We start from the raw sequence: 12,630 nt of genomic DNA, 5'->3' as shown, positions 1-12,630 counted from the left end.
GTTTACCCGCCCGAGATAAGATTAAATATTGAGGAAGCTTTTATCCGATTCCAGCAGACTGGCAATCGTGCTGCTTAATACTTTAATCAGGTTGTCAAAGGTAGAGTTGGCCGTGCTATATTTTTGGATCAGCGTTTGCATATTACTTTGGATTTTTTCTTTATGAACAGACAGAGCCTCGTTGACGGCCTGGAACTCATGGGCTGACATCCAGTCACCGGTACTGTCATACACAGTGGTTTGGAGTTCGCGAAGAGCTGATAGGTCAATCTTCACCTTCGTGCCGTCTGCATAGGCCAGTGGCCCTATCGACTCCGCCCAAGCCGTTGCTTCAGATGGGTTTAACCCATCGATCAACACATTGTCCCTCTCCCATTTTCGCAAGGTTTCGCCGACAGCGTCGCGGAACTCGCTTTCTATAAAAATCTTGCCACTTTCACTAGTCGACAAATGTTTATGCATACTGCCAAGGACATTATTGACATCATCGAAAAACCCAGTGTACTTACCGACGGCATCTTCGTACACCTGCAGGTAATTTTCATCCATCTCGGCGATAGCCTGACCTAGTTCTTTATGAATTTCCCAACTCGAGGACGGGTCGTCCGCTGAAGGCCAGGGTTCAGTCGCATGCGGCAGTAGACTCGACAAGGCGCCGAGAAGCCATCGCGCTTCGATTAAAGCGGCGTCGATAAGAGACATCGCAGTTTGGAGATCGTCCGTTCTCATCCACAGAATCGCGTCCAGTGCGTCAGTGGCGATAAGTACGTGGAACCCCCCGTAGATGTCTTGCTTGATGCTCGCTTCGATCCCCACCAGAGACAAAGCATACTGCATGCCGAGGGCGGTCTTTTCATCAAAATCCGGGGCTTTCCAACCATGCAGCAGCATTGCCACGTCGGAGAGCAGTTGGCCTCCAGACATGTTCCATTCCCATACCCCGTTCGAGTATTGCAGTTCTTCGAACGCGTTTTCAAGATAATTTATTAATCGCTCGAGTGAGTCGCAGTACTGTTTTATGGCCGACAGAGCCTCGTCGGACAAAGTCGGACCAACGATGCGGGCGATTGGCCCCGAGGAGGACAGTTGGACGACAGGCTGGCCGGCGGGGGCGCCGCGGGGGAGAACGGCGTTAAAGGCAGCGATTTGCCCGGCTCGCGCCTGGGTTACCAGCATCACCCACGCATTCACTTTTTCTTTATCGAACGTGCTCAGCGTACCCACCCGGGTCGCATCTCGAAGGGAAGCGTCAGTGGGGAAGGCAGGGCCAGCGGCCAGGAGATCGGACTGGACGGAAACAGGCAGAGCACGCAACATGACGGGCACGGATTTGGAAATCGGCGCAAACGACAGATGTGCCCGGAGGTGAGCCAGGGAATCATCGGACACGGACGGATGCGGCGAAAGCCCCAGCGGGACGTCGATGGAGCTCTCTGACGGGCTACAAGGGTTGACAGCGCGGGCAGCAAGGGTAGGGTTGCCGGGTACGAATTGTGATGTGGCAATGCGCATTACTGATTTCCTATGGGTTGGGATAGCGGCAGCGATGATAAAGAGCGTAGTTTGAAAGCCGCAACGGCCAACAAATCGGACGGATGTGTGCAACACCCTTGCGATGACAATGCGGGCAGGGGCTCGCTCCTAAAGCCGTATGCGTACATCCTAACTACGTTTACATAAAATTTTCATATTATTATAAACAGTTATTGTGCATTTTCTTTCAGAAAACACTCGTCCCCTCAGGTCGGGACCAGCAGGGGCAGTGCACAGCCGCGGCCGACGTCCCGGTCAGCGGGATACGATGTGACACATCGATTATTATCCCCGGTCTTAACGTAACAAAAATGATGGAAAAATGGGCGGACCGATGAAACGGAGGGCCAACTTGTCGACATCCCAACAGCCGCCGTCATGACTGTGAATTTTCAGATACTCTCACCGGGTACTCATAACCCCATCCTCCGCAGGAATAACGTCAGGTTCATTGGTTATTTCACCCTGCAGGCTCCGCACTGTGTTTATGTTTTCATCATGTTTGACGTGGCAAGGGTGCCTTGCCGAGCTGTACTGCATTGATCTGACGGCCTGGTCATTTCTGCAGGGGAATTTATAGCCTGGATGATCCTCGTAGAGAAATTGCGTATTTAATACGATGTACTTAGGTTATGCGAACAAGAGTGAGAAGCATACGTCATATTTTTGTAAATATTACCGTAGCTCTGACTGTCGTATTTCCCTATTAATTCTTGGTGGAAAAATGATGATATTGGCATGAATTCCTTCCTCATTGACAGAGTAAATTAAATATAACATTTATCCGAACCGTTCTATCAATAAACACTCATTCGGCCTAACCGCTTTTCTGGTTCTAGGCTGGTATCATTTCTTCCCGTCGTTTTTTTGCGTCTAGGCCAAAAAACCGACGGAAGGCGATAGATATCTATCCCCGCCGAACCTTACCTCTCGCAACCGTCCCCCCTCTCACACATCTGACTCTCCCGGACGATTTAAGTAGTATACACGCGCTAATTCTTCGTTACTGAGATTCCCCAAGTCTAATAAGGAAGCAAAACCAAAATCGGATGAGTGTGACTTTCGGAATAGTTGCATATCACTCCTACATCTAGCAAATTTTTGTTCTGGCAACTTTTCTGCTATTATGGAAACCAGTTCTTGAATTATAGCTTCTTTTTTTTCTAAAACCTTACTGTTTTGTCGTAATAAAACATTTTTAATACGATCAAGTTCGAATAAAGTGACACTGCACTCTGAAGAATTAATGACACTATTTTTCACTAACTTGAGTGTTTTTTCTAACGGACTACTACTGACTCGGTTCTCAATTAATGAGGTTGTATAGAGGTTAGAAATATAAATATGTGCTGAAAGTGGACCTGCATTCATACAATACCTTTTATTTATACATAAAAATAACATACGAAGGACCATGATATAAAGAGGTCTAACGCATGCCAAAGTTCGAAGTGATGCCGATCTTTCCGGCGATGATTTCCTCCTAAAAGGAACGCTCCTCTAAGAGATCCCCTAGCGCGTATCAACGCTAAATATGCGCTCCAGTAAACGCTTTCCAGCCACTCCGGATAATCCCATCTTCGCAGGCTAAAAAACGTTTGCTGGAGCACTCTGTTGTACTTGAACCAACGATCATGAGTCGTAAGTACTAACCCACTTAGTTCAAGTGCCAAAATGTGCGAAGTCCAAGCATTGATAGTTAACAACTATCCCCTTAGAGTAACGTTATCCAAGAAGAGGATTACGAGCTAATATCTAAGCTGATATTATTTCTTTTAGCCATATCTTTTATTTGAACCATTTCGTCTTTCAGTTTTCTTTCCCATTTTACTAAATTGATGATATCATTAGATAAATTAACCTCTTCATTTTCCAACTTATTTTGAATGCTAAGTAAGTTAATAATATTATAATGTATTTTATTAGATTTAATCTCATTCAACTGCTTTGTCATCGGTGCAAGTTCGTCCTCTATGGATTTTGATCGATTCAGATCATGTGCTGCATCATTTAGCTCTCCGCCTACTTCGTTACGAATGTGGTCAACACTCCGACTCCTACATACCGCTGTTCCTCGTTGGTTATTCAAATGCTTCAATTCACCGCAAAGTACATCGAGATCCGACTTAATGTTTGATCTAGTAATTGAGATCGTATCAAAATCTAGGTTTGCGGCAACTTGCTTACCAATTACTTTAGTTAGCTTATAGCCCAACACGCAAAACTCATTGCGGACTGACTCAGGCAAGACATTTCCCTTTATCTCATTTAACATGACTCGTTTCTTCCCATCAATATCAGCGCTTTTATCTTTCAGTTTTTGGGCAAGATTATCCAAGCATCGCTCAATGTCGTGGGGATTTCTACCCATTCCGCGGATGATATCATGGCTGTTTTTAACGACATGAAGTTTGATCATATCACTGAGCTTTTTAAGCGGCTTCTTAGCTATTTTAGATGCACACTCAAGCTCAATGCGGGTTGCTACAATCTGTTTTTCAATAGGACCAAGCTTTATGATTTTCAATGTCATTATTTACCTAATCTGTCAAATATATTATTTCATTACGCGTAAAACTTCTTTTAAAGGTACAACTGCGTAACAGGCCAAACAGCTATCCCGGATAAAATACATCATTTTTGAAGCAATATTAACAGGGTAATCAATTCTCATGAAGAACTGAACAGACCATTATACCGGGATACAGCTACGCGCATAAAATAGGCATCCATTCCATTGAATGCCCATTGCTTATCGTATTAATTTATGCTGTCTATTTTTTAATTAGTTTGTCGAGTAGTTCCGAGGTCAAACCCTGCGAGTGTTGGACGGCATTCCGACGCTGCAGAGTAGGATCATTCTTTTCGAGTGGTGATTTGGCGTGTTGATCCAAGATCACACTCTCCCACGGGCCTGAGACGCCATTACGACGCTGCGGAGTAGGATCATACCTTTCGAGTATTGCAGTCTCATTAGCACTTTCCTTGTATGAAAACATGCTTATATTATCACGCTTATTAGCATCTATAAGTAAATGACCGGCAAAGATTAAGTGGTTTCTATCAGATTCCAATTCAATTATTCTACGTTCACCCGCTTTATCGATTTTTTCGTTCAATTTGTCAATGACAACACTCATTCTATCAATGGTTTGTTTCCTCAGTGACTTCTCTTGACTACGTACTTCGTTTTTACCTTCAGTAGATAATTTATTCGTTAGACATGTATAAACCTTATCTAACATATCATTCTTAACTTGAGCTTTAGCTGAATACGAGGATGTAAAACCACTGACTTTCTCCATATTTGCTCGTATCGATTTAAATTTATCAAGAGGTATTGTGCCAGGCTCGTTATCAACTTTTTTCACTAGCGACACCATTGATTTTAGTTGAGAGGTAGTTGGCTTGTTGATCAGGCTTTCACATTGCGAAATTAATTTTGTTAAATGTTTAGCACTATTGTTGTTAATCTGCATTTCTTATAAATTCTCCATGGTGGAACTCAAGTTATGTAAAATATCGAGTACAAATATTTAAACCGGTTAATTTAGCTACCCGCTTATGGTGTGATTCTTTTTGATAATACATAGTGGATGCACATAATAATATCATAAAAAGCTCATTGTATCGGGATAGGGGCTGGTCTTACAACCAGCCTCCCCCCACACCACCGTACATACGAGTTCGTATACGGCGGTTCAGTTATGTTGATCGTCGCCTACCTATAACTCTGACAGGCCAAGTCTGATAAACAAGATTTTTCGAAAAATGGAGTATGCCGAACCAGAACTGATGGCGACAATGAGTCATTTTATTATCGAGTTCGGTAACCGCCTAAGCGGTCACCTTTTATACAGTGGCAGTTCACAGAATCGTTTACAGGATCTAATTATGGATAGGCTCAATCAAGCCTGAGCCAATACTATAGAGGCCTAAATACTCTCCACTCATGCATATCAGGATATGTTGCGTTAAAAGGTTTATCCAAAAACCAATATCTTCCCGGCATGACTTCTAATGTTGCAACTTTTCCCATAGGCGCTTTTACTGGGATCTTTAAAATATTTGCTAGCTGTTGAGCATATCCTGTTTTGCCTGCCCAGCAACTTATCAACCGAATTTCTGATACATTATTAGCTTTAACAAAAGGCAAAATCAATGTTGCAAATTGTTGCGGAGAATACTCATGTGCACCGCTACAATCTCCTTTAAATCGCATCGCATGCCGGTTTCCATGGCCAACGATATTGAGTCGCCTTTCAGTACCACTTAGATCAAAAAAATATTGATACTGAGAATCTTTGCTTTTTATTAGTTTTATACTGTTGGCTTTTTTTTCTTTGTCAGATAGTTTATTAAATTCTGCCTGCTCACTAAGATTATGGAGTTCCTTTGACGTCTCCGTAACAGTGCTCCTACGCTGAGAAAATGGCCCCCTCCCCCCTTTTAGATCAACTGAAAAATTCATGCTCCATTCAGAATTATTGTCCAACCTTACAGCCGGTGTCCAGTGATAGATACCAGAGTCAGCTGGATCGACAATTCGCCAGGTATTTTCAGCATCTGACCATCTGACCTGGTATAATTGTGAATTACTGGAGATGTAATAGTTCCCATCAGTGTCATTAATATACACTCCTTTAAATATATCCCTGTTGTTTTTGATCTGGTTTTCCATTGGTCTTAGTGAGATAAAGCCAATACTATTTCCACCTATATCTTCAACAGCATACTTACTATTAATTGCGGCGTTTTGTTGCATTGAGAATATACTACTTCCATTCCCTCCCCGGGTGAAAGAGAACACGTCACGAGGGGAAAATGGCAATGGATTTAGGATGAACTCAGCGGCATCACGCGCAATAACCTTTGCAATATCTTGTTTATTTTTAAGAATATTAGTTTTTCTTGCTGCATTAATTAATCGTATGCCCCGACTATGTCCGGCAGCGTATTCCCCGATAGCAGCCGCTGTCGAATCTTTAACTACACCGCTACTTATTTTAACACCTAACTCTGCACATACGCATAAAAGAGAAATAACATCATTCATAATGGACAATGTATCTCTAAAATCCCACCGATGTCCACTGTCATTAATTGCAGTATAAATTGTATCATAGAATGGTATGACCATCTGAGCAATTTGATGCATAATCCCCGTCTCATCAAGTGCCATTTTCTGAGTGTCAGTAAAGGATAAAATGGCATTTTCAATAACAGAGACGAAGGAATCTGCAATGTTTTTATCGTTTGTTTCTAACGCATCTCCTTGTATATTTACACTGCCTTCAAATGTAACTCCCTGGTGTGTTTTCATAAAATTTCGTAATTCTTTCTGAAAGGAGTTTAGTTCTTCGGTACTTAAGATAGCATTTGAGTTTATATCAGGCCCAGGGAAACCTATCTTATAGGCCCCTTTGCCATGAATCTCCAGCGGGTCTCTTAAGAAAAATGAGGGGAGATCCTTTCCTTGATGTATGTTAGCAAGAAACATATTATTGACACATGAGACAACAAGGAATTTATCATCTCCTGATGAAATCACATAAATGCTGTCATTTTTATTTCCGATAGTATTAAATTTCTTTACCCACTTAGGTTTTTTATACAATTCACTTTCAGAGGGAGCGTCAGGAATAAGTTTGAATAGTATCCTTGCAATAACTGAAGCTTCATAATTGGCATATTTTTCCTTATATTTATTGAATTGTTCATTAAAATAAAACTGAGACTCAAATTGTTTTCTGTGAAAAAATGTCAACCTTGAAAAATAACCATCCGGTTGTTCATTAACTTTGATTGGGTGGAGTTTAACCATATCGCCTATGTATTCAAAGTAAAAGTGCTGGGGATTCACACTCAGAAGCTCAGATTTATTGATGACTCCATGCTTTATTATATAATAAAAAATAGCTTGTATGTGTATTATGTCTTCGTGGTTTATTCCTTTGGTTTCTTTAATAAAATCATCTGCTTGTGATATTGCGCTTTCAATATCCCTATAGTCATGGTGGCGAGTAATTTTTTTTGTAATGTCATTGGTAGTAAATAACCCACATAACATGTTATACAATTTGGATTGGGCCATTAACTCCTGAATATATCGGGCTTTACTTCGTAAAATGGCAGACTCAGTATCCTTCCCTTCAGACAATAGTTTTTTCGACATCAGGATTTTTTGTGTAAAATCCGGCATTGCGCTATCATCGACTCTCACAGAATATAACTCTTTCATAAAGTTGATCATGTCTGCGAATTGTAATGGTGAGCTTTTGTCTTTTTTTAACCTTTCTATATTTAACCTGACCTCTTCTAGACTAGTTTTCAGATTATCTATTTCATCCTGTATTTTTTTGTTTTTACTTAAAACCTCCTCCTCATGTCTTTTTTTTGCGGTTGATAGCATGCTTAGCTCCATTTTCGCTCCTAATTGATTACTTCTTATCTTGCTATTCTCTTTAAGGACAATAGTTTTTTCTAAATATCTTTCCTGGAACTGTAGTCGTCGTTTCTCCTCTGTTAAGGCATCTGAGCCCCCAAATAAATACGTACCTAAAGCGTCATAATAGAGTTTATCACCCGGTATAACATTCTCTTTAGCATCAATAACTGTGAGATAATTCTCAACAAAGGAAACCAACTCTGCCCCGTCGTAGTCACGAGCCACTTTTAGTAATTTTGATAGCCAGTTAGAAGCTGCCAACCTGGATTTATCGCTGATATCTTTACTGGATACATATTGATGTATTATCTGAACTAAATTTATAAACTGCTCAATATCACACCCGCTTACTTCTGTTTTTTTTGCATCACAAAGGTGAGTCAATGAAAATATTCTCGAAAACTCAGCCTGAATAAAAGGGTCACCACTAGAGGTTTCAGTAATCATTTTTTTTATATCAAAATGAATGAAACATTTATCGTCTGCTATTTTTTTACTTACTGTTTCCTTCCAGTTTTTACCAAAATACGTTGTAATGTCAATACGGTTTAATTTATCTATCTCAGAAATATTTTTCTTGTGCTCGGCCTGAATCCTGTTCATATCATTCAGGTATAATTTAAAAGCATAATCATTATGATCGATAACATATTTGTTTCCAATCTTTCTAATCTTAACAGTTTCATTATCTGAACCTATATCATACTGTCCCTGTTGATATTTCTCAGACACCAACCAGAAGGAATCAAATAGATATATGTACTGTTTACTGTTTTTTGTAATTATCATCCCCTGCGTCGGTTTAGTTGCGCTCTCAATAGAATATTGTATTTTTTCCATTTCGTTTCTTAGATACCACTCCAAAGCAGGATGCAGCACATCAATCATCTTTTTTTCACAAATATTAATTTTGTTTTTAAGGTTATTTATTTTGTGGCCGATATTTTTTATGTCGGCTTCTTTTTTTTTGTTAAAGTTTTTTGCAGCGCGCCTATTTACAGCAACAATATCAGGATCACACCCGTAGTACGGGAAGGTGAATTTTCTATTTTTTATTTTTTTAACTTCATTCTCCATGATGTCAATATTACCTGAAAGGTTTTTATTTTCATTATAAATGACCGTCAAATCTGAAATTACTTTTTCGTTCTTCTCCTCATTTAAAAAGTTCAGATACTCATTAAAATTATCAGTATTATCCAACATTGGACTGGCATTTTCATCATAAGTAATTATGATTCGCTCTTTCCAAGCGTTTTCTATCTCAAAGACATTTTTTCTCCTATCGTAATGTAAATTCCATAACAAACCATTGATACAGATCACATTAGACTTACCAGTGCTATATGAAACCCCTTCTTCAGGGAAATACGGAGCTCCTTCAGGTTTTATATTTGTCCCCATCCATTTATAAGTCAGCCACCATTTCAATGCTTCAGTCTTTTGCGCATCACTGAATGTTATTGCCCCCCCCTTTTTGCCAACCTGACGTGTTTCAAGCGTCTGGGAAAGATAGGATTGTAACTGCGGTTTTTTTTCTTTTTCTAGTAAACCTTTAAAGTCAGATTCATAAGCAATCACCTGCTTATTTCCTCCTGTGGTTTGCGTGTTTTCAAGTTGCTTTCGCAGCACAGCCAGCATTTCTGCCGTAATCTGTTCATCTGTCACTTTCCCATCAACGGTATGTCTCTGGCAAGCCTGCACCCCAGCACCCCAGCCCACAAACCCGCCGACCCAGAACAGATCGCCCGGCAGTCTGGATACCGCCCTCTTCAGGAACTCATCTCGGTATCCCCCCCCTTCCAAGATACCCGTAGCGGTAATTCCAATCGCTACCACTGTTTTTGGGAACTGGGGAGAAAGCATTGAAATCAGCCGTACCGCAGCCTGGAATTTCTCCCGTGATTCATACTCAGCAATAAGTGCCGACGGTCGTGGATTTCCTGGTCTGACTTTTTCCATTGCATGCCGGGTCATTTCCAACCTTATGGGAGTCAGTAGAAGATTCAGTAAACGCAGGGGAGAACCCCGTAAACTCTTGTGCACAGAAAACATCGCTGCTATAGACCCATGAATCAAAAGATTATATAACATGCCGTAAGTCAGTCGTTTTTCAGCCCAAGCCTGGATATAGGCTTTGTTAGCTTTTGTCCCTCCAAGGTGCGCCTCTGCTGTTAGGGGCCACGCAATCCCTTCTCCTTCTGCATCCTTTAACGCCAGCATGATCCTTGTATTGAACAGTTGCCCCTCAGGATCATCTTCGCTCGCAAACTCTTTGCTGATGCATCGGATAATGTTTTCTATCTCCTTATTTATTTCTTGCTTTGTATATTTTCCGTCCCACTCTTTCCTGATAACGGCAAGCCACTCACCCGCATCCTTCGCTATCATGCCTTCCCGCGGGTTATTATGTAGCCGTATTCCCGTGGCAGCCCAAACCACATTTTTAATTTCAGCTTTGATTGTCTCCAGCTGTTTTGTCATTCTGGTCACTTCCAGCTTAAGCTTTTGTTTATTTTCATCTGCTGACCAGGCCGCGCTCCCTGCGGCGATCTGTAATCTCTCCGCAGTTTCCTGCAACTCTCCCGATAACCTCCTAATTACTTTACCTAATGTTGTTGAGTGGTTAGCGTCGATATCGCCCCGTTGATAAACAACAATATCCTTCAAGCCTAAAACCTGCACCGTGTAGACCCCTGTATTGCGGATATCATTCAGATCAAGACCTCTGCATTTTTGAATCGCGGTGTTGAGTGCCTGGTATCCTGAATCGTTTTTTTTCCCTGACGTAGATAAGGCCATCTCGAGCATTCTATTTGCCACACGAACTTTTTCTACCTGATTCAACATTGGCAGGATCGACCGGTGGATCTCACTGAAGCGGACTTTATTTATCCTGACTTGATCAGCGTTGTGCGTAAGGACCGGGTATTGGGTATGGTTTTTTCCGGTTATGCAGGTTACCGGATGCAGTGTTCGCAGGAATATGTTCTTCTGTTCATTGAGCCTCTCTCGGCCGGAGTCGAGTGAAACACCAGTGCTGGATTCAAGTTGATATCTGAGGTCATTCTGCATTTTCCCGGTGATTCTGATAACACGGTTAAGGCTGTCGGTAACACTCTGTTGCTGAAGGTCATTTTCAGCTAACTGCAGGGTTTGATTCAGTTGCCTGGCTGCCAACTGTAAAGTGCTGATGAATTCCTGGATAAAGAGGTGGAAAACCTTTTCTGTTTCTGTGGATACTGCCGACTGCGGTAATTGTGGGGTTGCAGGGGCATTTTGCACTTGCAGTGCCACGTTCCGTGCCGCCTGAATAGCCTGAATCAGTTGGGCTTGTGGGGTGTCATGAGTGAGCATTAAAAGCTCGACAAGCACAGCGTTCTCAGGTGTATCGACATTCACCAGCGCCTTAATTCCCTGATTTTTTGCGAGCGTAATTGCATTATTAAGCTGTCGTGCCGTCCGTTGCAGGTGAATAGCCTGGTCCTGAAGCGGTAAACTCATTTCCTTCAACGTCAGGCACAGTTCTCTGATGTTAGCAGTAGCCTTATTAAAGCTAATTAATTGTGAGCGTGGTAATGAGCGAGTCGATTTATCGAACAATTCGATAGGGTCAAAATAATTTGTCACCTCGCGGATTGTATTTTCTGCAGACGTAATTATTTTTTTAGCGGGCACAGACCAACGAATGACCTCCTGCGCTCCCCATCGCTCTCCTCTTCCATGCTTTACTGCATCTTTCTGAGACGTTGGCTTCTCCTGGAGATGAGACACTATTGTATAAAGTATTTCAGAACACTTTTTGACGTTATGTCGAAAATCGGTACTGGCAACCGGAAAAGGGGCAGGACCCGTTGGCATGGCATGACTCGGAGCCTCAGAAAGGAAACCTCGTGCATTCTTTAAGATATAGCTAACCCTGTCCAATTCTTGCTGTACAGGCTCCTGAAGCTTTGCCAACCCAGCGGTTAAAAATGACTCCAGTCGCTCCCGCAGCTTTATTCGCATCAAATGCGGAGAAGTATGAATAATCGCCCGTATTTTCGCCTCCTGCGACTGACGATCTTCTTCTGTTTTCTGTCCGCTCAATAACCTGTCCAGCGCGCCCTTCACCAGTTCTTCCCTCAGCGCTGCCCGGCTTTTTTCACGGATATCCGCCTGTTTATGCGGAAGAAAATCAAGCAACATAGTGAAAGCATGGATTAGTCCGCTGACCACCTCCTCTCTCTTGTTCACGATATCGCGCTGTTCTCTTGTCAATCGTTCTAGAGCATCCAGCATCAACAACTCACCAGCCAGCTGTTCCAGCGCGGGCAACAGAGCAGAAATGTCCTCAACGGCGTGCCCATAATCGTTCTCCCTTTCCGCAGAAAGTCTTGATTTCAGGGTCATCAACATTGACTGAGCATTGCAGGGGTTATGACCACGACAACGATACTCCTTATACCCTGCCAGTTTCAACCTCAACTCTGATTTGTCGAAAATATTGGCCTCCTCAGCGGCAGTCTGACCTCTGCCTGGCACGCTCATCGAAAGAGATTCGTTGATTTTTTGTGATTTTTCTGAAGAAGAGGATCGTATAATTTTTGATGCGTTTGAAACAGATTCAATATTACGAGTCATATTGTTACTCTTTTCTGTTTGCTCAC

The 12,630-nt window shown here is 42.1% G+C and carries 5 protein-coding genes; all 5 read right to left on the bottom strand.

From position 1 onward, the window contains the following. Positions 1–21 precede the first annotated feature (21 nt). Positions 22–1,512, bottom strand: coding sequence for an IpaD/SipD/SspD family type III secretion system needle tip protein (locus tag WN53_RS18190; protein WP_046808148.1), 1,491 nt, complete (start codon positions 1,510–1,512; stop codon positions 22–24). A 969-nt stretch (positions 1,513–2,481) separates the two neighbouring features. Beyond that, positions 2,482–2,904 carry a hypothetical protein gene (locus tag WN53_RS28695; protein ID WP_158645286.1) on the bottom strand — a complete coding sequence of 141 codons (423 nt, stop codon included), beginning with the start codon at positions 2,902–2,904 and terminating at the stop codon, positions 2,482–2,484. A gap of 370 nt (positions 2,905–3,274) precedes the next feature. Further along, complete coding sequence (locus WN53_RS18185; protein ID WP_024486077.1) at positions 3,275–4,066, bottom strand: hypothetical protein; 792 nt, start codon at positions 4,064–4,066, stop codon at positions 3,275–3,277. A 241-nt stretch (positions 4,067–4,307) separates the two neighbouring features. Continuing rightward, positions 4,308–5,012 (bottom strand): hypothetical protein, encoded by a 705-nt coding sequence (locus WN53_RS18180; protein WP_024486076.1) that lies wholly within the window; start codon positions 5,010–5,012, stop codon positions 4,308–4,310. 446 nt (positions 5,013–5,458) lie between these two features. Then, complete coding sequence (locus WN53_RS18175; RefSeq protein ID WP_158645285.1) at positions 5,459–12,604, bottom strand: hypothetical protein; 7,146 nt, start codon at positions 12,602–12,604, stop codon at positions 5,459–5,461. Positions 12,605–12,630: the final 26 nt, after the last annotated feature.

This window comes from Serratia fonticola, from assembly GCF_001006005.1.
GTDB lineage: Bacteria > Pseudomonadota > Gammaproteobacteria > Enterobacterales > Enterobacteriaceae > Chania > Chania fonticola.
Note: the sequence above shows the minus strand (reverse complement) of the source record. Positions and strands in the feature narration are given on the sequence as shown.

What these genes read in the sequence shown, in the direction of transcription:
- WN53_RS18190 (WP_046808148.1), bottom strand. Translation starts at nt 1,512, where the DNA reads ATGCGCATTGCCACATCACAATTCGTACCCGGCAACCCTACCCTTGCT.
- WN53_RS28695 (WP_158645286.1), bottom strand. Translation starts at nt 2,904, where the DNA reads ATGAATGCAGGTCCACTTTCAGCACATATTTATATTTCTAACCTCTAT.
- WN53_RS18185 (WP_024486077.1), bottom strand. Translation starts at nt 4,066, where the DNA reads ATGACATTGAAAATCATAAAGCTTGGTCCTATTGAAAAACAGATTGTA.
- WN53_RS18180 (WP_024486076.1), bottom strand. Translation starts at nt 5,012, where the DNA reads ATGCAGATTAACAACAATAGTGCTAAACATTTAACAAAATTAATTTCG.
- WN53_RS18175 (WP_158645285.1), bottom strand. Translation starts at nt 12,604, where the DNA reads ATGACTCGTAATATTGAATCTGTTTCAAACGCATCAAAAATTATACGA.